This is a genomic window from Kribbella sp. NPDC051770, assembly GCF_040681455.1.
GTDB lineage: Bacteria > Actinomycetota > Actinomycetes > Propionibacteriales > Kribbellaceae > Kribbella.
This window is the reverse complement of the sequence record NZ_JBFAYT010000008.1, coordinates 91,984-113,384: the sequence shown is the minus strand read 5'-3', so window position 1 is coordinate 113,384 and position 21,401 is coordinate 91,984. Positions and strand designations below refer to the sequence as shown.

The following is a 21,401-nucleotide window of genomic DNA, read 5'->3' as shown; positions in this document are numbered from 1 at the left end:
GCCACGCCTGTCACGCTCAGACGTGTCCACCGCGAGGCCCGCCAGGGACGTTGGTCAGTGGTGCACGTCGGAGAGCGCCAACCCAGCCCGGCGGCGGCACAAGCCACCCTCACCAGCCGATCGCGGCACCGCGCTCCCCAGACCGGACGCCGAAGACCCGGACCGGCCACGACCAAAGCCGGTTGACCACCCGCGGCGGACACCCCCAGCACCGACCGCCCGTTCGAGGTGCCCGCACGCTGCGGCGTGCCCGGGGACACCGCGACCGGGATCCGGGCGACGTCGACCTCGCCGAGCCCGCCACCCCCGCCCGCCGACGCCCACCGCCCACCACCCGCCGTCGGCAGACGCTCACGACGCTCACCCCCGCCTCCACCACCCGACTTGCACGGTGCTGAGCGACGGTCCTGCTCCGCGCAAGCGGATCTGCACTCGCCAAGCCAGCTCGCTCTCGGACACCCACCACTCACTAACCCTGCACACCGCACGCCCGGCATGCTCAGACAAGCCGACCACCCGGCCCGCCGACGAGGTTGGTGAGTGGTGCACGTCCCTAACCGGAGAGCGCCGGCAACGCGTGGGGCGGAGTCCAGGGCGGAGCCAGGGGTGAGGCGGGGGCAGGGCGAGGCAGGGGTGGGGGTGGGGACGGGGTCAGGCGGGTTGGGGGCGGTTTGCCAGTGTCGCGAGTGCTTTCTGGTCCAAGCCTGTCAGCGCTTCGACCTCTTCCTCGGTGGCCGCGCCGCATTCGGTGGCTCGGAGGACGTAGTTGGCCAGGGCCTTGGCGGTGGCGGGCTCGTCCAGGTAGGCCGAGTCCGAGTTGGTGGTGTAGGCCAGTAAACGGGCGGCGGCCTCCGTGAGGCCTTCTCGGTAGAACGCGTACGTCGCCGCGTAGCGGGTGGGGAGTTGGGCGGGGTGCATGTCCCAGCCTTGGTAGATGCCTCGTTCCAGGGAGCGGCGGACCAGGCGGGCGTGGAGGTGCCAGGCGGCGTGGACTGCGGGGCGGTTGCCGATCGGGAGGACGTTGGTGGAGCCGTCGGAGACGAAGACGCCGGTGGCGGCTGCGGAGAGTTGCATGATGTTCTTGGCGTGGTCGGCGGCTGGGTGCTCCATGCTCTGGTACGCCGCGGCGATGCCCAGGGAGGCTGAGTAGTCGTAGGTGCCGTAGTGGAGGCCGGTGACGCGGCCGGCGCCGGCGGTGATCATCAACGGGATCAGCGCGACGCCGTCGGGGCCGAGGATCGACTGGGGGGTTTCGATCTGGATCTCGAAGCCGAGGCGAGGGAGCCCGTGGGCCTGCTCGATGGCGTCGAGGACCGTCACCATGGCCTCGATCTGTTCGACCGAGGTGACCTTGGCGAGGGTGATGACGAAGCCGTCGGTCACGGCACCGGCGAACTCGCCGAGGAAGAGGTCCAGGGTGCGGATGCTTCGGCGGCGGGTCGAGGCCTCCAGGCACCTGATGCGCAGACCGTGGTACGGCGGCGCGGTGCCGGCCCGCACGGTCTCGGCCAGCGCCCGGGCAGCGGCGACGGCCGCGGCGTCCTCCTCCTCGTCGGGGCGGTTCCCGTAGCCGTCTTCGAAGTCGATGCGCAGGTCCTCGATCGGTTCGGCGGCGAGCTTCGCGCGGACGTTGTCGTAGACGGCGGAGGTGTCGAAGGACAGCGCCTCGGAGAGCAGAGCCGCAGAGCCCGCGGAAGCGTCCAGCGCGGCGACAGCCTCGGCACCCCAGGCAGCGACCGTCCCCACGCCGTACACGTCGGCCGGCACGTACACCGTGTGCACCGGCTGCCGCACCCCGCGGTCCCCGGGGTACCGCGTGGTCAGTACGGCGTCAGCCTCGGCCAGGTGTCGGTCGAGCGCGCCGGCCAGGGCGTCGAGGTCAGTCATAGCCACCACCTTAGATCTCCACGAATTCCGTAATGCGGAGACTATTATCTGCTCTGCGAAACCCACAAGAGCTTGAGCTTCCGGAATCTGGCGCTAGACTTCCGCCATTCGGAAACACCAGGAGGCATCGTGGCGGAAGTGACGGGCACCGCCCGGTCGGGCAGCGTGCAGTCGATCGAGCGCGCCTTCGGGCTGCTCGAGCTGATGGCCGACGCGGGCGGCATGCTCGGCCTGTCCCAGCTCGCGACCGCCTCCGGTCTCCCGCTGCCGACCATCCACCGCCTGGTCCGCACGCTCGTCGATCTCGGCTACGTCCGCCAGGAGCCGTCGCGGCAGTACGTGCTCGGCCCGAAGCTGATCCGGCTCGGCGAGACCTCGTCGCACATGCTCAGCGTCTGGGCCCGCCCGCACCTGGCCCGCCTGGTCGACGAGCTCGGCGAGTCGGCGAACATGGCGATGCTCGACGGCGACCAGATCGTCTACCTCGCGCAGGTCCAGTCCCGGCACTCGATGCGGATGTTCACCGAGGTCGGCCGCCGCGTCCTGCCGCACTGCACCGCGGTCGGCAAGGCGATCATGTCCCAGCTCCCCGAGCCCGAGGTGCGCGAGCTGCTGCAGCGCACCGGGATGCCGAAGCACACCGAGACGACGATCACCGACGTCGAGGAGTTCGCCGCGCAGCTCCGCAAGGCGCAGCAGGACGGCTACGCGACCGACGAGGGCGAGCAGGAGCTCGGGGTCCGGTGCATCGCCGTCCCGGTCCCCGACGTCCCGTCGCGCCTCGCGATGTCGATCTCGGGCCCGGCCGGCCGGATGACCGAGGCCCTGGTGGACCAGGCGATCCCGCTGCTCCGGCAGGCCGCCCAGTCCCTGTCCGACGACCTGCGTTAGCTCACCCGGAGGATCACGCGCGAGGTCCCCGACCCCTCCTCGACGTCCTCGTGCGCGGCCACGATCTCCTCCAGCCTGTACGCCGCCCGTACGTCGTACCGCAGATCGCCCGCGACCAGCGCGGCGGTGAGATCGCGCGCCGCGAGCTGGTTGGCCTCCTCCGGGAAGTCGTCGTTGCTGATGAACCGCACCGCGACGTTCTTGAACGCGAGCTGCCAGTACGGCACCTTCGGCTGCGACTCGCCGGTCGCGTAGGTGTTCACCGAGCCGCCGTACCGCAGCACCTCGGCGGCCAGGTCGATCGTGTGGTCGAAGGCCAGGTCGGCGACCACGTCGATCGCGTCCGGCCCGACCGCGTCGACGATCCGGTCCTTCAGGTCCGCCCCGCTGACGAACACGTGGTCGGCGCCGAGCTTCAGTGCGACCTCGCGCTCGGACTCACGCCGTACGGTCGCCAGCACCGTCGCACCCGCGCGCCGCGCGGTGGCGAGCGCCGCCCGGCCGACGGCACCGGTCGCGCCGGTGACGAGAACGTTGCTCCCGGCCACGTCTCCCCCGGCCAGCACCGCCCGGTGCCCGGTGATCCCGGGAATCCCGAGCCCGGCCGCCTGGTCGGCGGCCACCACGTCAGGAAGTACGACGGCGTGCCCCGAGGGCACCACGGTCCACTCGGCCGCAGTACCGCCCGGCCGGTAGGACTGGGCCAGGAACACCCAGACCCGCTCGCCGATCCGTTCGACCGGAACACCGTTGCCGACGGCATCGATCACGCCGACCCCGTCGCCGTGCGGGATCACCCGCGGGAAGGCCATCGTCGAACCCCAGTAGCCCTGCCGCTTGCCGATGTCGCCGACGTGGATGCCGGAGGCCTCGACCCGGACCCGCACCTCACCCGGCGCGGGCTCGGGGACCGGCAGCTCGCCGACCTGCAGGACGTCGCGCGCGGCGCCCTGCGCGTCGTACCAGGCGGCCCGCATGGTGCTCATCGGGCGATCTCGCTCTGGTGCTGCTCGAACCACTGGCGGAAGGTCTGCAGCTGCGGGTTCAGCGTACGGATCTCGTCGAGGTCGCGGGCGTCGCTGAACTGCCGGTGGTTCTCGGCGTAGAACTGGAACATGTTGCCGAACTCGACGGCACCGGGGAACCCGAAGGAGCGGAAGTCGTCCCAGCCGTGCGGCGCGTAGGTCACCGGCTCGCCGAGGACGTCGCTCATCACGTCGACGATCTGCTGGCCGGTCAGCTTGTCGCCGCCGATCGCGATCGTCCGGCCGGTGTACTCGTCGGTGCGGCGGAAGATGCCGAGCGCGGTCAGGCCGATGTCGCCGACCGCGATCGCGTTCAGCGGCGCGTCGTCCATCGGCAGGGTCAGCACCAGCCGGTTGTTCTCGTCGCGCACCGGCCCGAGGTCGCTGGTCAGGTTCTCGTAGAACAGCGTCGTCTGCAGGAACGTGGTCGGTACGCCGGACTGCCGGAACAGCTCGTCGGCCTCGCTCTTGGCGTCGAAGTGCGGCACCTTGTACCGGCCGTCGTCGAGCGTCGGGACGCGGTCGGTGTCGCCGAAGTGCGGCCGGGTGTCGACCAGCGTCGACCAGATCACGTGCTCGACGCCGGCGTCGCGCGCGGCCCGGGCCGCGTTGCCGGCCTGCTCGAGCTCCATGTCGGCGGCCGACCGCGCGGCCACTTCGGCCTCGGTGCGCTGGGCGAAGTAGTTCGTCACCACGAACGCGCCGTACACGCCGTCGAAGGCCTTGCGCAGGCTCTCCTCGTCGTCGAGGTCGCCGGCGACGACCTCGGCTCCGGCCGCCGCCAGCTCCAGCGCCTTCGCGCTCTGCGGGTCACGGGCCACTGCCCGGACCGCGAACTCACCCGTGGAATCGGCCAGGATCGCCCGGACCAGGCCGCCGCCCTGCGCGCCGGTCGCACCGATGACCGCGATCGTCTTCGTCATATCAGTCCCGCTCCTTGATCGTCACGAATCTTGACTACTTCTGCAGCGTAGGCCGCCAGTCCGAGATAGTCAAATAAAGTGACGATCAAGCGCCATGACGAAATGCGCTAGGCTGGTCGGAAGCTGACGAGAGGAGACGGCATTGACCACGCGTGCGAAGCAGAGGACGGCGGACCCGGACCTGGGCGTGCTGTCCGGCCGGCTCCTGTTCGCCTTCCAGCGCGAACTGTTCGCGGAGGTCGCGGCCCAGGGCTTCGACGACCTCAAGCACCGGCACGGCGCCGTGATGGCCTACCTCGAGCCCGACGGCGTCCGCGCCACCGAGCTGTCCCGGCTGTCCGGCCAGCACAAGCAGATCATCGGCACGCTGGTCGACGAGCTCGAAGCCCTCGGCTACCTCGAACGCCGTCCCGACCCCAGCGACCGGCGCGCGAAGCTGGTCTGCCCGACCGAGCGCGGCCTGGCCCAGATGCGGACCGCGGACGCGGTCATCGCCGGAATCGAGGCCCAGCACGCCGAGCGGCTGGGTGCCGACAACTACCGGCGGTTCAAGGAGACCTTCCTCGACGTCGTCGAGCACCAGCGCCGCCGGCGCGGCCCGCAGCCGGAGGGCGACACCGAGGACTAGACGTCGATCCGGGAGCCCATGATGACCACCCGGTCGCGGGGCAGCCCGAAGTACTCGGCGGCGTCCGCGCTGATGTGCGAGGTGGCCACGAACAGCCGGCTGCGCCAGCGCGCCATGTCCGGCTCGTCCCCGAGCCGCAGCTCGATCGTCGACAGGAAGTACGACGTGTCGCTCAGGTCCAGCGAGGCGACCTCGGCGCTCTGCTCCGCGGCCAGCCGCAGGACGCCGGCGACATCCGGGGTCTGGACGTAGCCGAACCGGGCCGTCACGTGCACGATCCGGTCGTCGTCGAAGCCGAGGTCGTCGATCGTGATCCGTTCGTCGTCCGGCACCGACGGGACCGGCTCGGTCTCGATCGACAGGATCACCACGTTCTCGTGCAGGATGTGGTTGTGCTCGACGTTCGCGCGCATCGCCAGCGGCACGGTGTCCTTGCCGCGGTTCGGGAAGACCGCCGTACCGGGCACTCGCCGCAGCGGCGGCCGCGCGTCGTGCAGCTCGTTGACGAAGGTCGTCAGTGACCCTTCCTGGCGTTCGCGGCGGGCGGTGACCAACGCACGCCCGCGCTGCCAGGTGGTGAGCACCGTGAAGACCGTGATGCCGATCAGCAGCGGCAGCCAGGCGCCGTGCACGAGCTTGGTCAGGTTCGCCGCGAGGAACAGCAGCTCGATCGACAGGAAGACCGCGCCGCCGCCGATCACCACCCACATCGGCTTACCCCACTGCTTGCGGACGATGTAGAAGAACAGCACGGTGTTGATCGTCACGGTCGCGGTGACCGCCATGCCGAACGCGAACGCCAGCGCGGCCGAGGTCTGGAACGCGAAGACCAGCGTCAGCACCGAGATCATCAGCGCCCAGTTGATCCACGGCACGTAGATCTGGCCGATCGTCTTGCTGGACGTGTGCAGGATCCGCAGCCGCGGCAGGTACCCGAGCTGGACCGCCTGGCGGGCGACCGAGAACGCGCCGGTGATCACGGCCTGGGAGGCGATCACGGTCGCGGCGGTGGCGAGCAGGACCAGCGGGATCCGTCCCCAGTCCGGCACCAGCAGGAAGAACGGGCTGCTCACCGACGACTGGTCCTTCAGCACCAGGGCGCCCTGGCCGAGGTAGCTCAGGATGCAGGCCGGGAAGACCAGGATCAGCCAGGCCCGGGTGATCGGCGCGCGGCCGAAGTGCCCGAGGTCGGCGTACAGGGCCTCGGCGCCGGTGATCGCGAGCACGACCGCGGCCAGCGCGAAGAACGCGTGCCCGAAGTGGTTGGTCAGGAAGCCCAACGCGTACGTCGGCGACAGCGCCTCCAGGATCTGCGGGTGCCGAGTGATGCCACCGATCCCGGCCGCGCCGATGGTGACGAACCAGAGCACCATCACGACGCCGAACGAGCGGCCGATCCGGCCGGTGCCGAGGCGCTGCAGCGTGAACAGCACGACGATGATCGTCGCGGTGATCGGTACGACGTACGAGTCGAGACCGGGCTCGACGACCTTCAGGCCCTCGACCGCGGACAGCACCGAGATGGCCGGCGTGATCATCGAGTCGCCGAAGAACAGCGACGCGCCGAAGATGCCGAGACCGGCCAGGATCACCTTGGTCCGCCGGGTGCCGTTGGTCCCGTGGCTGCGGATCAGCGTGATCAGAGCCAGGATGCCGCCCTCGCCGTGGTTGTCGGCGCGCAGCACGAGCAGCACGTACTTGATCGTCACGATGATCGTGACCGCCCAGAAGATCAGCGACACGATCCCGAACACGCTGTCGGCCGAGACCGGGACCGGGTGCGGGTCACCGGGGTTGAACACGGTCTGGATCGTGTAGATCGGACTGGTCCCGATGTCGCCGAAGACGACACCGAGCGCGCCGATGGTCAGCAGGGTCCGGGACTGCACGCGGCCGTCCGCGTGGTCGGCGCTCATCGCGTCAGCCTGTTCACGCGCGCATTGAACCACCCCGAGCCGGCTGGCTGACCGGTCACACTCTCCCCAGGCTGTGAGAGTTCTGTGAGAAAGTGGAACCGCAGTGGTTCGGCCCGGTCGCCAGTCGGGTCGTCGTAAGAGGGAACCCGGTGGAAATCCGGGACTGCCCCGCAGCGGTGAGTGGGAACGACCGCCGTCATCAGCACTGGACCGGAGGACCGGTCTGGGAAGCGACGGCCAGTAGGTGCCTGGGACCAGGCGTGCCCGCGAGTCCGAAGACCTGCCCCTGCCCGCCGGACGTCGTCGTCCGGCGGTGACCGCGTGACCTCGTGGGAAGGTCGGCCGTGCGCGATCCGTCGCGCCTGCCCGTCGTTCTCCCGGGTCCGGGGTCTTCGAGACTGCCTCGCCAAGGAGAGACACTTGAACACCCAGTCCGCAGCACGGTCCACCGTGTCCGGCTACCCGCGTCAAGGCCCGAACCGGGAGCTGAAGAAGGCGATCGAGGGCTACTGGAAGGGCACGGTCAGCGCCGGCGCCCTCCGCCAGACCGCCGCCGACCTGCGCAAGGCCAACTGGCAGCAGCTCGCTGCCGACGGCATCGACGAGGTCCCGACCGGCGACTTCTCGTACTACGACCATGTGCTGGACACGTCGGTCCTGCTCGGCGCGATCCCCGAGCGGCACCGCGCGGCCGTCGCGGCGGACCCGCTGGACGGCTACTTCGCGATGGCCCGCGGTACCCAGGAGGTCGCGCCGCTGGAGATGACGAAGTGGTTCGACACCAACTACCACTACCTGGTCCCCGAGCTCGGCCCGGACACCACGTTCGCCGCCGACACCAGCAAGCAGGTCGGCGAGCTGCGTGAGGCGATCGCGCTCGGCCTGACCGCCCGCCCGGTCCTCGTCGGCCCGATCACCTACCTGCTGCTCGCCAAGCCGGCGCCGGGCGTCGACGAGCACTTCGAGCCGTTGTCGCTGCTCGACAAGCTCCTCCCCGTGTACGCCGAGGTGCTCGCCGACCTCCGCGCGGCCGGCGCGGGCTGGGTGCAGCTGGACGAGCCGGCGCTGGTCCAGGACCGCTCGGCCGACGAGCTCGACCTGACCGCGCGTGCGTACGCCGTACTGGGTGAGCTGACCGACCGGCCGCGGCTGCTCGTCGCGTCGTACTTCGACCGGCTCGGCAAGGCGCTGCCGGTGCTGGCCAAGTCGCCGGTCGAGGGGCTCGCGATCGACTTCACCGGTCCCGCCGAGGGCAACCTCGACGACCTGGTCGCCGCCTCCGAGGTGCGCTCGAAGCGGCTCGTCGCGGGCGTCGTCAACGGCCGCAACATCTGGATCAACGACCTGACCAAGTCGCTGGCCACCCTGAACCGGCTGCGCACGCTGGCCGGTCAGGTCGACGTCGGCGCGTCCTGCTCGCTCCTGCACGTCCCGTACGACGTGAGCGCCGAGGACGGGATCGCGCCGGAAGTCGCGAGCTGGCTGGCCTTCGCGCGCCAGAAGTCCGCAGAGATCGCCACGCTGACGCTCGGCTACAGCGAGGGCGCCGAGGCGATCGCCGACCAGCTCGCGGCGAACCAGGCCGCGCTCGAGTCGCGGCGTGCGTCCGCGCTGACCAACAACCCGTCCGTCCGCGCGCGGGTCGCCGGGATCACCGCGGCCGACAGCAAGCGGGCGACGCCGTACGCCGAACGCAGCGCCGCCCAGCAGGCCCGACTCGGGCTGCCGCTGCTGCCGACCACGACCGTCGGGTCGTTCCCGCAGACCACCGAGCTGCGGACGGCCCGCGCCGACCTGCGGGCCGGGCGGATCGACGCGACCCAGTACGACGAGCGGATCAGCGCCGAGATCCAGGAGGTGCTCGCGTTCCAGGAGAAGGCCGGCCTGGACGTGCTCGTGCACGGCGAGCCCGAGCGCAACGACATGGTCCAGTACTTCGCCGAGCAGCTCGACGGGTACCTGGCCACACAGCACGGCTGGGTCCAGTCCTACGGCACCCGGTACGTGCGGCCGCCGGTGCTCGTCGGCGACATCTCCCGGCCCGAGCCGATGACGGTCCGCTGGTGGGCGTACGCGCAGCTGCAGACCGAGCGGCCGGTCAAGGGCATGCTCACCGGACCGGTGACGATGCTCGCCTGGTCGTTCGTCCGCGACGACCAGCCGCGCAGCGAGACCGCACGGCAGGTCGCGCTGGCGCTGCGGGACGAGGTCAACGACTTGGAGGCGGCCGGTGCCGCGGTGATCCAGGTCGACGAGCCGGCGCTGCGCGAGACGCTGCCGCTGCGGCAGGCCGACCGGGCGGCGTACCTGGCATGGGGCACGGAGGCGTTCCGGCTGACGACGAGCGGCGTACGGGCGGACACGCAGATCCACACGCACATGTGTTACGTGGAGTTCGGCGACATCCTGAACGCGCTGGACGAGATGGAAGCCGACGTCGCCAGCCTGGAGGCGGCCCGCTCGCACATGCAGGTCGCGCACGAGCTCGGCGACGCCGGCTACCCGCGCGGGGTCGGTCCGGGCGTGTACGACATCCACTCGCCGCGGGTGCCCGGTACGCCGGAGGTCGTGTCGCTGCTGCGGAAGGGGCTGGCCGCGATCCCGGCCGAGCGGCTCTGGGTCAACCCGGACTGCGGGCTGAAGACCCGGGGCTGGCCTGAGGTGCGTGACTCGCTGGACAACCTGGTCGGTGCCGCGCGGGATGTCCGCGCCCAGCTCGGCTGATCTCAGTAGCAGGTAGTACAGGATATGCTGTCCTGTACTATCTGTTACCGCACTGAGCAAAGGGGCGATCTGTGACCGATCCGGTGATGCTGGAAGAGCAGTTCGGCGCGCACAACTACCACCCGCTGCCGGTCACGATCGCCACCGCCGACGGCGCCTGGGTGACCGACACCTCGGGGCAGCGGTACCTGGACTGCCTGGCCGGCTACTCCGCGCTGAACTTCGGGCACCGGCACCCGGCGCTGATCGCCGCCGCCACCGAGCAGCTCGGCCGCGTCACGCTGACCAGCCGGGCGTTCCACCACGACCAGCTCGGCCCGTTCTGCGCCGAGCTGGCCGCGCTCGCGGGCAAGGAGGCGGTGCTGCCGATGAACTCGGGCGCCGAAGCGGTCGAGACCGCGCTCAAGCTGGCGCGCCGCTGGGGATACCTGGTCAAGGGCGTCCCGGACGGCCAGGCCACCGTCATCGTTGCTGACGGCAACTTCCATGGCCGGACGATCAGCATCATCAGCTTCTCCGGCGACGCGGTCGCGCACGACAACTACGGCCCGTACACGCCGGGCTTCCGCTCCGTCCCGTACGGCGACGCCGCCGCGCTGGAGGCGGCGATCGACGAGACGACCGTCGCGGTGCTGCTCGAGCCGGTGCAGGGCGAGGCCGGGGTGATCGTGCCGCCTGAGGGCTACCTCGCCGCGGTGCGCGAGGCCTGTACGGCGAACAACGTGCTGATGATCGCCGACGAGATCCAGTCCGGCCTCGGCCGGGCCGGCGCGACGTTCGCGTCGCAGCGGGCGGGCGTCGTACCGGATGTGTACATCCTCGGGAAGGCGCTCGGCGGCGGGATCGTGGCGTTGTCGGCGGTGGTGACGGATCGGGCGATCATGGACGTGATCACGCCGGGGACGCACGGCAGTACGTTCGGCGGCAACCCGCTCGCGGCGGCGGTTGGGCGGGCGGTGGTGAAGCTGCTGGAGCCGGGTGAGCTGCAGCAGCATGCGCTGAGGCTCGAAGGCGAGCTGCGCGATCGGCTGGAGCCGCTGCAGGCTCATGGGCTGGTGGGGCTTCGGGTCCACGGGTTGTGGGCCGGGGTCGACCTCGATCCGGCGCTCGGCACCGGGCGTGAGCTGTGTGAGCGGCTCGCTCAGCACGGCGTACTGGCCAAGGACACGCACGGATCGACCATCCGCCTGTCGCCGCCGCTGACGATCACCACGACCACCCTGGACTGGCTCACCGAACGCTTTACCCTCGCGCTGAAGTCGCTCGCCGCCTGACCTGGAGGCTCCGGGTCCGCCCGGAGCCTCCTTTTCCACATCGCCGGGCTGGGTACCGGTTGCCCATGACATCCCGACGGAGCACGGCCCTCCTCGCCGCTGCACTCCTGGCCTGCAGCCTGACCCTGGTCACCGCAGCGAGCGCCCAGGCCGCCGACTCACCGACGCCCTCCATCGGTGCAACCGCCTCGCCCGGCGCCAACCCACCCGGCTCCGCCGACGACGACACCAGCGACTGGACCGGCACCAAGTGGCTCTACCTCGGCCTGCTCGTCCCGTTCCTCTTCACCGGCGGCGTCATCCTGGCCAAGCGCCGCTCCCGCCGGGCCAGCGACCACTCCCCCAATCCCCCGTCACCGCGGGTGAACTGACGCTGCACAAGTTTCGTACTGCGCGCACAACTTCGGGGTACCGGACCGACGACAGCGAATCCGCCGAACCGAAGAGGTGTGCGTCACCGATGACCGAACAGCCCGACCCCGTGACCAAGGTCGCCGAACTGGTCGACCGCGCGAAGATCTCGATGCTGACCACGATGACGCTCGACGGCCGCCACGTGTCCCGGCCGATGGCCGTCCAGGAGGTCGAGTTCGACGGGGACCTGTGGTTCTTCGCCGCCTCGGACTCCGCGAAGGTGGCCGACGTCCTGGCGCACCCGCAGGTCAACGTCAGCTTCTCCAACGACAAGGCGAGCGAGTGGACGTCGATCGCGGGTACGGCGTCGGTTGTGGAGGACCGCCAGAAGGCGGAGGAGCTCTGGTCGCCGCAGCTCAAGACCTGGTTCCCGGACGGGCTGGAGACGCCCGAGCTGGTGCTGATCAAGGTCCGCGCCGAGAGCGCGGAGTACTGGGACGCGCCGAGCAGCAAGGTGGTCCAGGTGCTCGGGGCAGCCCGTGCGCTGGTGACCAGGAACCCCGACAAGTTCCCGGCCGAGAACGAGACCGTCGACCTCACCTGACGTCCTGGGCAGCCTAGCGCCCGAACTACTTCCCGGGCAGCCGCCGCCGGCACCCTCATCCCCCTCGCCGGCGGCGGCCTGACGCTCAGGAAGCCATTACTTGTTCGGCCCGCTCCCAGACCCGGTGCAGGCCCACCGCGTTCAGCAGCTCGGTGGTGAACGCCTTCGCCGGGCTCTCCCCCAGCACGATCCCTGGCGCTCCGGTGTCGATCCCGGCCGCGGCGAGCACCTGGTCGCCATCGCCCCACGCGCCGATCACCTTGCAGTGCCGGAACAGCTCCCCGAGCAGGACCGACAGCTTGACGTCGGTGAAGTCAGGGATGCCTCCGGCAACCACCAGCGCGTCGTACTCGATCGAGCGGGTGGTGAGCAGCGTGCGCTCGACGATGTGCTCCGACCGGCCCTTCTTGAGCGTCCCGCCGATCGGCGCGAGCAAACGCAGTACGGCGCCCTGTGCCTCGACAGCCCGCCGCAGCTTGGTCACGCCGGCCAGATCAGCGCCGGGCCCGGCGAACACCCCGATCACCCGCCCGGTGATCGGCCCCGGCTCGGCGAGCACCTGCGACAGCGCCGGCGACGGTTCCACCTCGACCGGCGCACCCGACGGCGCCGGCAGCCCGAGCCCCTCGGCAACCGCCGCACACAGCTCGGCGTCGACGTTGGCCAGTACGCCGAGCATCCGCTCGCGGATCGGCTGCTCGTAGCACTTGCCGAGCTCGAAGGTGAACGCCTCCACGATGTGCACCCGCTCGACCTCGGTCATGCTCGCCCAGAACAGCGTCGCCTGCGAGAAGTGGTCGCCGAACGACACCGGGCTCTCCCGCACCGCCCGGCCCTCGATCTCCCGCGGCACCTGCACGTACCCGCCCTCACGCTCCCGCGCGGGCCGCGGGGACGCGTCGATGCCGTTCGGCAGGTACGGCGAAACGCCCTGGTGGACGGCGGTCTGGTGCATCCCGTCCCGCAGGTTGTCGTTCACCGCAGCGTGCGGGCAGTTGATCGGCAGCTGGGTGAAGTTCGGGCCACCGAGCCTGGTCAGCTGCGTGTCGAGGTACGAGAACAACCGGGCCTGCATCAACGGATCGTTGGTCACCTCGATGCCCGGCACCAGGTTTCCGGTGTGGAACGCGACCTGCTCGGTCTCGGCGAAGTAGTTGGTCGGGTTCCGGTCCAGCGTCAGCTTGCCGACCAGCTGCACCTCGGCCAGCTCCTCGGGGACGAGTTTCGTCGGGTCGAGCAGGTCGATCCCCTCGAACGTCTCGTCGGCGGAGTCCGGGAACAGCTGCAGCCCCAGCTCGAACTCCAGCGGCGCCCCGGCCTCGATCCCGTCGGCCATGTCACGCCGGTGGAAGTCCGGGTCGGCCCCGGCGGCCAGCTGCGCCTCCTCCCAGACCAGCGAGTGCACTCCGGCCACCGGCTTCCAGTGGAACTTGGCCAGCGCGGTCGCGCCGTCGCCGTTCACCAGCCGGAAGGTGTGGACACCGAAGCCCTCCATCGTCCGGTACGAGCGCGGGATGCCGCGGTCCGACATCGCCCACATCACGTGGTGGGTCGCCTCGGTGTGCAGCGACACGAAGTCCCAGAAGGTGTCGTGCGCCGACTGCGCCTGCGGGATCTCGCGGTCCGGGTGCGGTTTGCCGGCGTGGATGATGTCGGGGAACTTGATCCCGTCCTGGATGAAGAACACCGGCATGTTGTTGCCGACGAGATCGAAGTTGCCCTCGTCGGTGTAGAACTTCACCGCGAACCCGCGCACGTCCCGCACGGTGTCGGCGGACCCGCGCGACCCGAGCACGGTCGAGAACCGCACGAACACCGGCGTCTCCCGGCCCTCCTGCAGGAAGCCGGCCTTGGTCGCCGCGGTCGCGTTCCCGTACGCCGTGAACGTCCCGTGCGCCGCCGCACCGCGCGCGTGCACGACCCGCTCGGGGATCCGCTCGTGGTCGAAGTGGGTGATCTTCTCCCGCAGGTGGAAGTCCTCGAGCAGCGTCGGCCCGCGCGAGCCGGCCTTGAGCGAGTGATCGGTGTCCGGCAGCCGGACCCCTTGCGCGGTGGTCAGGTAGTTGCCGGACTGCGCCCGAGCATCCTGTACGCCGACCAGCCGCGCGGCCTCTCCGCCGGCCGCCCGCGTCGTGTTCGCGCCTCGCGCCTTACGGCCCGTCGGACCGGCGGCTTGCGGGGCTGCTTGGTCGGCTTTGCGTTTCGGGGGCACGGTGACTCCTCAACTGGCTGGCTCGGACGCGTCCCGGTACCCCGGCGCAATCAACCCGGCCAGCAGATCAGCGAGCCCACCCTGCGCCCGGCCGACCACGCGCGCACTCGTCCGGACGGTCAGATCCAACGGCTGCCGTACGGCGAACCCGGCCGCGACCAGCCGGAACCACAGATCCCTGTCCTCACCGGTTCCGATCGGCCGGTAGCCGCCGACCGCGAGGAACGCACTCCCCCGAACGCCGAAGTTCGCGCCGTGCACGTGGTCGTGACTGACCGGGCGGATGCCAGCGGAAACCACTCGCGCGTAGCGTTCCCGCAGTACGGCGGTCAGGTGCGCCGCCGGCTGCAGCTCGACCAGCCCGGTGACCGCGTCGGCACCTTCGTCGGCGTGCGCGACCTGCCTCCGGGCCCAGTCGACCGGCACCTGGGTGTCCGCGTCCGTGCCCAGCAGCCACACGGACTCAGGATCACCCAACCGGGCGAGCACGGCCCGGACGCCGAGATCCCGCACCTCTCCGAGCGACAACCTGTCGTCGTTCTCGAGAACAGTTGCCGATGGCATCGTCTCCCGTACGACCCGGACCGTCGCGTCGCTGCACCGATCGGCGACCACGCACACCACCACCGGGCGATCGAGCTCCGCCAGCGCCACCGCGAGCGACCGCAGACAAGCCCCGATCACCAGCTCCTCGTCGTGCGCCGGAATCACCACCCCCACCGCCGTGATCATCGGCGACGCAGCACGTGCAGCACGAACTCGTCCTCCACGTGCTCGACCAGCACCTCCAGCTCCTCCCGCGCCAGGAGCGTCCGATGCGCCGCGTCCCCGTCCCGCGGCGCCTCCGGCGCCCACGGCCGCCAGTGCACCGCGACCACATCCCCACCCGGCTCCAACGCGTCCACGACCCCGTCGAGTGTCGCCGCCAGCGCGTCGTCGTCGAGGTAGTACAGGATCTCGCTCAGCACGATCAGATCGGCCGCCCGCAACACACCCGGCAGCGCGTCGACCACCACCTCAGCCCCCGGCGCAGCCCGCCGCGCCCTCTCTACAGCCTCAGGCACCGGATCGAACGCGAAGACCTCGTCAGCCCGAGCCACCAGCTCCCGCGTCAGCTCGCCGACACCGCAGGCCGGCTCCACCGCGCGCTGATACCGCTCGTTCGGCAACGCCGCGAGCAGCGCCGACCGCTTCCGCCGCTCGTACCAGCTGTCGGCGGTGTTCCAGGGGTCCTCGGCCTGCTCGTACAAGTGCGCGAACCGTTCCACGGGCGCCGAGCCTCGCGGGGGCTCCCGGAACAGGACCTCGAAGCTGCGCCCGAAGTGCGTCAGCATCAGCGGATCGACGATCGGCTCCTCGCCGTTCGGGCCTGGCACGAGCTGCGAAACGAAGGCCGCGAGTGCGTTCTGCTTTCCGTCCTGCAACTGCTCGCCCAGCGGCACCCGAACGGCCCGATCCCACGGCGGCTGCTCAGCAGTCTGCGCGTCGTACGGCTTCATCCAGTGCCACATCCAGACCGGGTAGGACCAGCGATGCGCCTCGACCGGTGCTGCGGCGAGACCGGCTCGGCCGACCGCGGCGTGGTCGGGGTGCGGGTCGCCCGGCCAGGGCAGCAGCACGCAGTCCGCTCCTTGCAGCAGCCAGACCAACCGCTCGCGCAGCTCCTCCTCGTGCTCGGCGATCGCGGAGTCCGGGAGACCGAGGAAGACCACCTCGACCTTGCCCGACCCGAGGATCTCCATCGCTGCCGCCAGCTCCTCGCGTCGCCGTACCGCCAACTCGGCCCTGGCTTCCGGCCCGAGCGCAGGGAAGGCCGCCTCGCCATCGCTCGCCACGACCACCGTGACTTCCGCCCCGGCCGCGTGCAGCGCCTGGACCGTCCCGCCGACGCCGAGCGTCTCGTCGTCCGGATGCGCAGCCAGTACGACGACCCGCCGCGGCGCCGCCACGTCGAACTCGGGCAGCTCCCGCGCCGCGAAGAACTCCACCCATTCGTGCTCGCCGGTCAGCGGCCGAGCAGCGTCGCCACCGCCGGTCATCTCCCGCGAGGAAGCCCCTCGCTCGACGGCCGCCTCCCGCGAGTCCGCCTCACCCTCCCCGATCGGCCTCACGCGCTCGCCTCCAGGAACCGCCGCCCGAGTGCGGCGTAGTCCCGCTCGGCGTGGTGCTGACGCACGTACACCTGCAGATCAGCGAACGCCTGCGCGAACGCTCGATCACGCGAGAGCGGGGTCGGCCCGACGATCCGCGGCACCCGATCGGCGACCGCCCGCGCGGTCTGCTCGGCGCTCGCCCTCAGCAGCCAGATCTCCGTCGTCACGGGCTCACCGGCGTCGACCGCCGCGGCGGTCAGCTTCAGCAGCCCGGCGGTCGCGGCGAGCGAGGTCTGCAGCTCGCCGAGGTGCGCGAGCTGATGCTCGTCGGCGCCCTTCCCGGACCGCAGGTAGTCGATCGTACGATCCACCAGACCGAGCGCCCCGCCGTACCAAACCGCCGCGACCCCACCGCCGCCCCACCAGAAACCGGGCCGGCTCGTGTAGAACCCCGGCGCTCCAATCCGGTTGCCCACCGCAACATCCTCGAAGACGACGTCCGGACTGTCCGAGGCGTCCATCCCCACCGCCTGCCAGGTGTCCGCGACACGCACGATGCCGGGCTGATCAAGTGGCACGTCGTACATGCTGCTCTCGCCGTCGTCATCCAGCGCGACCACCAGCGCCCGATCCAGCGAGTGCGCCCCCGAACAGAACCGCACCGTCCCAGAGAGCTTCCCGTCACGCACCATCGCGCCGGTCCCACCCGACCGCGCGGCCCAGACGCCGTACAGCGCCTCCTTCTCCGGCTCAACCCCGGCCTGCCGAAGAATCGAGGTCGCATCCGTGTGCCCCTCCGCCAGCCGAGCCAGCGCCAGGTCGGTTCGCCCGAGCTCGGTCAACGCCTGCCACCGCTCGCGGGTCTGCCCCGCACCCGGCAAGGGCAGCTCCAAACACCCGCTGTCCGCCAGATCCCGCAGCCCGTCAGCCACCGACCCAGCAGACCGCCAACCACCCATCAAGTCACCCATGCCGGGCCGGTACCCCGGCTCAACGCCGGCGCACTCTGTTGTGAAGAACCGCGGCGCGGGCCGCGTTCGAGCCGCAGGCTCCGTGGACTCCGCCGCCGGGGTGGGCCGACGCGGAGGCCAGGAACAGCCCCTTCACCGGAGTCTCAGCCCGGGCCAGCCCGGGGATCGGGCGGAAGACCAACTGCTGATGCAACGCCGCCGTGCCTCCGTTCACCGCTCCGCCGACCAGGTTCGCGTTGCGGGACTCCAAATCGCGCGGCGACATCACCCGACGCTGCGTGATGTGACTCGTGAACCCCGGAGCCGCCTGCTCGACCTTGGACTGGATGTGGTCGGCGAAGCGTTCGGCCTCGGCGGGGGTCCAGTCGCCGGTGTACGGGCCGTTGCCGCGGATTTCCTGGGGGACGTGGGTGTAGGCCCAGGCCGACTCGGTGCCGGCGGGTGAGCGGGTCGGGTCGGCGGTGGTCATCTGGCCCATCAGGAGGAAGGGGTTGTCGGGGACGCGGCCGGCGGCGAGCTGGGCTGCTGAGAGGGTCAGTGAATCCACCGACTCCGCGAGGTGGACGGTGCCGGGTGACTTCGACGGGGTTTCGCGCCACGGGATCGGGGCGTCCAGGGCCCAGTCAACCTTGACCGTGCCGGGGTCCCACTCGAAGCCGCGCATCGCGCGCTGCACTCGCGACGGGACGACAGCATCCGGCAGCAGGTCGCCGTACAGCGCCGGGGCCGACACGTCGGCGAGCACCGCACGCCGTACTCCCAGGAACTCGTCCGCAGTCCGTACGCCGACCGCCCGCCCGCCGTGGACCTCGACCCCGACGACCCGCTCCCCGCACCGGATCACCCCGCCCCGCGCCACGAACCGCCGAGCCAGCGCCAGCGTCAACTGCCCGGCTCCACCTCGCGGCACCGGGTAGCCGAACTGCTGCCCGAGCATCACCAGCAACCACCCCATCAGCCCCGACCCGGCCGACTCGGGGCTGATGTCAGCGTGCTGCGCGTTCGTTGCCAGCAGCATCTTCGCGGCGTCTCCATGAAACGTCCGATCCCCCAGCGACCGTACCGAGGAAGCCAGCAGCCGGATCCGCTCCATCCCGCGCCGCCCGACCAGATGCCGCACCAGCGCCGCCCCCGACCGCACCGGCGGGAACGGATCGAGCAGCAGCCCGACCATTTCGCGCTCGATCCGCCGCCAGTCGTCGTACATCTCCAGCCAGCTCTCGCCGTCGCCGGGCGCGAGTTTGTCGAGCTCGTCGGCGGTGTCGAACGGGTCGTTGTGCACGATCGCCCAGCCGCCGTCGGTCATCGGGTTGCCGACCGGCGCCGGCGCGTTCGACCACTCCAGGCCGAACTCGTCCAGCCCGAGGGCGCGGATCGTCGGCGACACCGCGGCCAGCGGGTAGAACGAGCTGAACGTGTCGTGCACGAACTCGTCGGCGACGTCCTCGGCGCTGCGGACGGCGCCGCCGATCTGCGCGTTCGCCTCCAGCAGCAGCACCTCCCAGCCCTGGTCGGCGAGCAGGTTGGCCGCGACCAGCCCGTTCGGGCCGCCGCCGATCACGATCGCGTCGGTCATGGGCGCCCGGTGTCCAGATCCGGTCAGGTCATGCGCGATGGGTACTGGCAGGGGTATGAGCGAGAACGAGTGCCTGATCCATGCATCGGTCGAGGACGTCTTCGCGGTGCTGACCGACGGCTGGTCGTACGCCGGGTGGGTGGTCGGCGCGTCCCGCGTCCGGGACGTGGAGGAGGGCTGGCCGCAGCCTGGTTTCAGCATCCACCACTCGGTCGGGAGCTGGCCGCTGCTGATCGACGACACCACGACGGTCGAGGAGTACGTCCCGTCGATGTTCCTGCGGCTGCGGGTGCGGGCGTGGCCGACCGGTGAGGGCCGGGTCGAGTTCGAGGCGACGGAGAAGGACGGCAGCTGTCACCTGGTGATGCGCGAGCACGCGGTGAAGGGCCCGGCCGCGCTGATCCCGCAGGCGGTGATCGACCCGGTGCTGAGCCTGCGCAACACCGAGACGCTGCGCCGGCTGCGGCTGATCGCGGAGGGGCGCGAGACGTGATCGTCGTCGTCACCGGGGCGTCGAGCGGGATCGGCCGGGCGGCCGCTCTCGCGCTGGCGGCTCGCGGTGACACCGTCGTACTGGCCGGGCGGTCGCGGACCAGCCTGGACCGGATCGCCACCGAGTGCCGCGAGGCCGGCGGGGACGCGGTGGTCGCGCCGACCGACGTGTCGGACCGCGAGCAGGTCGAGGTACTGGTCGATCTCGCGGTCGCGCGCTGCGGCCGGGTCGACGTCCTGCTGCACTGCGCGGCGGTGATGGCGTACGGCGAGTTCACGCAGGTGCCGCCGGAGGTCTTCGAGCGGGTCCTCCGCGTCGACATCGACGGCACGGTCAACGTCGCCCGCTCCGCGCTGCGGCGCTTCACCGCGCAGGGCGAGGGGCACCTGATCCTGGTCGGCTCGGTCGTCGGCAAGATGGCGCCGCCGTTCATGAGCTCGTACGTGATGAGCAAGTGGGCGATCCACGGCCTGGCCCGCGCCCTCCAGGCCGAGGTCCGCGCGCTCCCCGGCGTCGACGTCAGCCTGCTCGCCCCCGGCAGCATCGACACCCCGGTCTACGAACGCGCCGGCAACTACATCGGCCGCATCGGGCAGCCACCGCCACCGGTCAGCGACGTCGACAAGGTCACCCAGGCGATCCTCTCCCTGACCACCCGCCCCCGCCGCGAGCTCTCGGTCGGCCTCGCCAACCCGCTGATGGTCTTCGGCTTCCGCCACCTGCCCGCCGTGTACGACGCGCTGGTGGTCACCCTGATGAAACGGCTCGGCCTGTCGCGGACACCGACCGAGCCGACACCGGGGAACGTGTTCGAGCCGCACTGACCGGCGTACGGGCGGTGATCGCGGGTACCGGGGCCGCGCAGAACACCCCGAACGAGGAGGGACGACCCATGGCGGGCGATGTCGTCGATCTGATCATGCAGGACCACCGCGAGGTCGAGCGGCTGTTCGACGAGCTGAAGGACAACCCGGAGAAGCGGCCGAACCTGGTGCCGGTGCTCACGACGCTGCTGTCGGCGCACAGCCGCGCCGAGGAGTCCGCCGTCTACCCGGCGGCCGCCGCCGAGGCGGACGAGGCCGACGACGTCGCGCACAGCCAGCAGGAGCACGTCGAGGCCGACCAGCTGCTGGAGAAGCTCGCGAAGACCGACCCGACCTCAGCGGCCTTCGACAAGGTGCTGCAGAACCTCGTCGACGCGGTCACGCACCACGTCGAGGAGGAGGAGACCAAGGTCCTCCCCGGCATGCGGCAGCACCTGACCGACGAGCGGCGGCTCGAGCTCGGCGAGGCGTTCGTTGCCAGCCGCAAGGAGCATCTCGGCGACCAGCCGGAGGACATCACGCGCGACGAGTTGTTGCAGCAGGCCCGCAACGCCGACGTGTCCGGGGCGTCGTCACTCGGCAAGGACGACCTGAAGAAGAAGCTCCAGGCGGAGGCCGAGGAGTAGATCAGGCGGCGCCCCAGACGATGCAGAACTCGTTGCCGGCCGGATCGCGGAGGCAGGCCCACTGGTCGCCGTCGTAGATGTCGAGGGCTCGCGTCGCGCCCAGCGCGAGGACTCGCTCGATCGCCGCCTCGCGGCGGGCGGCGGGGACGCGGAGGTCGAGGTGGACCGGGTTCTTGCGGTCCGGCGCGGTGCCCGCGACGCGGCAGAAGTCGAGGCGGACGGTTGCCCCGTGCAACTCGACGACCTCGTCGCCGCCGGCCCGCAGCTCACCGCCGAGGAAGCGTTGCCAGAAGCGGCCGAGCTCCCACGGGTCGGCGCAGTCGATCGCCACGGCTGCCAACTGCGGTACGTCGTCCATGCCCACACCGTACGACGGCTCT

19 protein-coding genes and 1 riboswitch are annotated in these 21,401 nt (G+C 70.9%); of the genes, 9 read left to right on the top strand and 10 right to left on the bottom strand.

Going from position 1 to position 21,401, the window contains the following annotated elements; genetic code table 11:
* Positions 1 to 651: 651 nt before the first annotated feature.
* Entirely contained in the window at positions 652 to 1,887 is a 1,236-nt protein-coding gene (locus tag AB0M01_RS25595) for an aldolase (protein WP_363673677.1), read from the bottom strand.
* Positions 1,888 to 2,016: 129 nt separating this feature from the next.
* Between AB0M01_RS25595 and AB0M01_RS25590 the strand changes: the two genes are divergently transcribed.
* On the top strand, positions 2,017 to 2,778 hold the full coding sequence (locus AB0M01_RS25590) for an IclR family transcriptional regulator (protein ID WP_363673675.1): 762 nt from the start codon (positions 2,017 to 2,019) through the stop codon (positions 2,776 to 2,778).
* Here AB0M01_RS25590 and AB0M01_RS25585 read toward each other — a convergent pair.
* Both AB0M01_RS25585 and AB0M01_RS25580 read right to left on the bottom strand, forming a co-directional pair.
* Positions 2,775 to 3,764 carry an NADPH:quinone reductase gene (locus tag AB0M01_RS25585; RefSeq protein ID WP_363673673.1) on the bottom strand — a complete coding sequence of 330 codons (990 nt, stop codon included), beginning with the start codon at positions 3,762 to 3,764 and terminating at the stop codon, positions 2,775 to 2,777. The genes AB0M01_RS25590 and AB0M01_RS25585 overlap by 4 nt on opposite strands.
* Positions 3,761 to 4,726 (bottom strand): NmrA/HSCARG family protein, encoded by a 966-nt coding sequence (locus AB0M01_RS25580; protein WP_363673671.1) that lies wholly within the window; start codon positions 4,724 to 4,726, stop codon positions 3,761 to 3,763. Before AB0M01_RS25580 ends, AB0M01_RS25585 begins: the two co-directional genes overlap by 4 nt.
* Positions 4,727 to 4,868: 142 nt before the next feature.
* Here AB0M01_RS25580 and AB0M01_RS25575 point away from each other — a divergent pair, with 142 nt between their 5' ends.
* Positions 4,869 to 5,354 carry a MarR family winged helix-turn-helix transcriptional regulator gene (locus AB0M01_RS25575; protein ID WP_363673669.1) on the top strand — a complete coding sequence of 162 codons (486 nt, stop codon included), beginning with the start codon at positions 4,869 to 4,871 and terminating at the stop codon, positions 5,352 to 5,354.
* Here AB0M01_RS25575 and AB0M01_RS25570 read toward each other — a convergent pair.
* Entirely contained in the window at positions 5,351 to 7,270 is a 1,920-nt protein-coding gene (locus tag AB0M01_RS25570) for a potassium transporter Kup (protein ID WP_363673667.1), read from the bottom strand. The genes AB0M01_RS25575 and AB0M01_RS25570 overlap by 4 nt on opposite strands.
* An 87-nt stretch (positions 7,271 to 7,357) precedes the next feature.
* Positions 7,358 to 7,573, top strand: a riboswitch (cobalamin riboswitch).
* A gap of 117 nt (positions 7,574 to 7,690) precedes the next feature.
* On the opposite strand from AB0M01_RS25570, the gene metE reads away from it, so the two are divergent.
* The 4 genes from metE to AB0M01_RS25550 all read left to right on the top strand — a co-directional run bounded on the left by metE (position 7,691) and on the right by AB0M01_RS25550 (position 12,226).
* A complete protein-coding gene (metE, locus tag AB0M01_RS25565; protein ID WP_363673665.1) occupies positions 7,691 to 9,994 on the top strand; it encodes a 5-methyltetrahydropteroyltriglutamate--homocysteine S-methyltransferase in 2,304 nt (767 codons plus the stop codon).
* A gap of 86 nt (positions 9,995 to 10,080) precedes the next feature.
* On the top strand, positions 10,081 to 11,268 hold the full coding sequence (gene rocD / locus AB0M01_RS25560) for an ornithine--oxo-acid transaminase (protein WP_363674310.1): 1,188 nt from the start codon (positions 10,081 to 10,083) through the stop codon (positions 11,266 to 11,268).
* 65 nt (positions 11,269 to 11,333) lie between these two features.
* Positions 11,334 to 11,639, top strand: a complete 306-nt coding sequence (locus AB0M01_RS25555) for a hypothetical protein (protein WP_363673663.1) — start codon at positions 11,334 to 11,336, stop codon at positions 11,637 to 11,639.
* A gap of 89 nt (positions 11,640 to 11,728) precedes the next feature.
* Entirely contained in the window at positions 11,729 to 12,226 is a 498-nt protein-coding gene (locus AB0M01_RS25550) for a pyridoxamine 5'-phosphate oxidase family protein (RefSeq protein ID WP_363673661.1), read from the top strand.
* A gap of 85 nt (positions 12,227 to 12,311) precedes the next feature.
* Here the strand turns inward: AB0M01_RS25550 and AB0M01_RS25545 are convergent, their stop codons facing one another.
* From AB0M01_RS25545 to AB0M01_RS25525, 5 genes are read right to left on the bottom strand one after another with little or no spacing between them, the layout of a single operon-like run.
* On the bottom strand, positions 12,312 to 14,438 hold the full coding sequence (locus tag AB0M01_RS25545) for a catalase (RefSeq protein WP_363673659.1): 2,127 nt from the start codon (positions 14,436 to 14,438) through the stop codon (positions 12,312 to 12,314).
* 9 nt (positions 14,439 to 14,447) lie between these two features.
* Positions 14,448 to 15,170, bottom strand: coding sequence for a glycosyltransferase (locus AB0M01_RS25540; RefSeq protein WP_363673657.1), 723 nt, complete (start codon positions 15,168 to 15,170; stop codon positions 14,448 to 14,450).
* On the bottom strand, positions 15,167 to 16,549 hold the full coding sequence (locus tag AB0M01_RS25535; RefSeq protein WP_363673655.1) for a PIG-L family deacetylase: 1,383 nt from the start codon (positions 16,547 to 16,549) through the stop codon (positions 15,167 to 15,169). The genes AB0M01_RS25540 and AB0M01_RS25535 overlap by 4 nt, the downstream gene beginning before the upstream one ends.
* A complete protein-coding gene (locus tag AB0M01_RS25530; protein WP_363673653.1) occupies positions 16,546 to 17,502 on the bottom strand; it encodes an acyl-CoA dehydrogenase family protein in 957 nt (318 codons plus the stop codon). Before AB0M01_RS25530 ends, AB0M01_RS25535 begins: the two co-directional genes overlap by 4 nt.
* A 19-nt stretch (positions 17,503 to 17,521) precedes the next feature.
* Entirely contained in the window at positions 17,522 to 19,078 is a 1,557-nt protein-coding gene (locus AB0M01_RS25525) for an NAD(P)/FAD-dependent oxidoreductase (RefSeq protein ID WP_363673651.1), read from the bottom strand.
* 55 nt (positions 19,079 to 19,133) lie between these two features.
* Here AB0M01_RS25525 and AB0M01_RS25520 point away from each other — a divergent pair, with 55 nt between their 5' ends.
* The 3 genes from AB0M01_RS25520 to AB0M01_RS25510 all read left to right on the top strand — a co-directional run bounded on the left by AB0M01_RS25520 (position 19,134) and on the right by AB0M01_RS25510 (position 21,021).
* The gene (locus AB0M01_RS25520; RefSeq protein ID WP_363673649.1) at positions 19,134 to 19,571 is read left to right on the top strand and encodes an SRPBCC family protein; all 438 of its coding nucleotides are present in this window, start codon (positions 19,134 to 19,136) and stop codon (positions 19,569 to 19,571) included.
* The gene (locus AB0M01_RS25515; protein ID WP_363673647.1) at positions 19,568 to 20,395 is read left to right on the top strand and encodes an SDR family NAD(P)-dependent oxidoreductase; all 828 of its coding nucleotides are present in this window, start codon (positions 19,568 to 19,570) and stop codon (positions 20,393 to 20,395) included. The genes AB0M01_RS25520 and AB0M01_RS25515 overlap by 4 nt, the downstream gene beginning before the upstream one ends.
* Before the next feature lie 68 nt (positions 20,396 to 20,463).
* Positions 20,464 to 21,021, top strand: coding sequence for a hemerythrin domain-containing protein (locus AB0M01_RS25510; protein ID WP_363673645.1), 558 nt, complete (start codon positions 20,464 to 20,466; stop codon positions 21,019 to 21,021).
* Between the two features lies 1 nt (position 21,022).
* Here the strand turns inward: AB0M01_RS25510 and AB0M01_RS25505 are convergent, their stop codons facing one another.
* Positions 21,023 to 21,379 carry a VOC family protein gene (locus AB0M01_RS25505; protein WP_363673643.1) on the bottom strand — a complete coding sequence of 119 codons (357 nt, stop codon included), beginning with the start codon at positions 21,377 to 21,379 and terminating at the stop codon, positions 21,023 to 21,025.
* Positions 21,380 to 21,401: the final 22 nt, after the last annotated feature.

What these genes read in the sequence shown, in the direction of transcription:
- AB0M01_RS25595 (WP_363673677.1), bottom strand. Translation starts at nt 1,887, where the DNA reads ATGACTGACCTCGACGCCCTGGCCGGCGCGCTCGACCGACACCTGGCC.
- AB0M01_RS25585 (WP_363673673.1), bottom strand. Translation starts at nt 3,764, where the DNA reads ATGAGCACCATGCGGGCCGCCTGGTACGACGCGCAGGGCGCCGCGCGC.
- AB0M01_RS25580 (WP_363673671.1), bottom strand. Translation starts at nt 4,726, where the DNA reads ATGACGAAGACGATCGCGGTCATCGGTGCGACCGGCGCGCAGGGCGGC.
- AB0M01_RS25570 (WP_363673667.1), bottom strand. Translation starts at nt 7,270, where the DNA reads ATGAGCGCCGACCACGCGGACGGCCGCGTGCAGTCCCGGACCCTGCTG.
- rocD (WP_363674310.1), top strand. Translation starts at nt 10,081, where the DNA reads ATGCTGGAAGAGCAGTTCGGCGCGCACAACTACCACCCGCTGCCGGTC.
- AB0M01_RS25555 (WP_363673663.1), top strand. Translation starts at nt 11,334, where the DNA reads ATGACATCCCGACGGAGCACGGCCCTCCTCGCCGCTGCACTCCTGGCC.
- AB0M01_RS25550 (WP_363673661.1), top strand. Translation starts at nt 11,729, where the DNA reads ATGACCGAACAGCCCGACCCCGTGACCAAGGTCGCCGAACTGGTCGAC.
- AB0M01_RS25540 (WP_363673657.1), bottom strand. Translation starts at nt 15,170, where the DNA reads ATGATCACGGCGGTGGGGGTGGTGATTCCGGCGCACGACGAGGAGCTG.
- AB0M01_RS25530 (WP_363673653.1), bottom strand. Translation starts at nt 17,502, where the DNA reads ATGGGTGACTTGATGGGTGGTTGGCGGTCTGCTGGGTCGGTGGCTGAC.
- AB0M01_RS25525 (WP_363673651.1), bottom strand. Translation starts at nt 19,078, where the DNA reads ATGACCGACGCGATCGTGATCGGCGGCGGCCCGAACGGGCTGGTCGCG.
- AB0M01_RS25520 (WP_363673649.1), top strand. Translation starts at nt 19,134, where the DNA reads ATGAGCGAGAACGAGTGCCTGATCCATGCATCGGTCGAGGACGTCTTC.
- AB0M01_RS25510 (WP_363673645.1), top strand. Translation starts at nt 20,464, where the DNA reads ATGGCGGGCGATGTCGTCGATCTGATCATGCAGGACCACCGCGAGGTC.
- AB0M01_RS25505 (WP_363673643.1), bottom strand. Translation starts at nt 21,379, where the DNA reads ATGGACGACGTACCGCAGTTGGCAGCCGTGGCGATCGACTGCGCCGAC.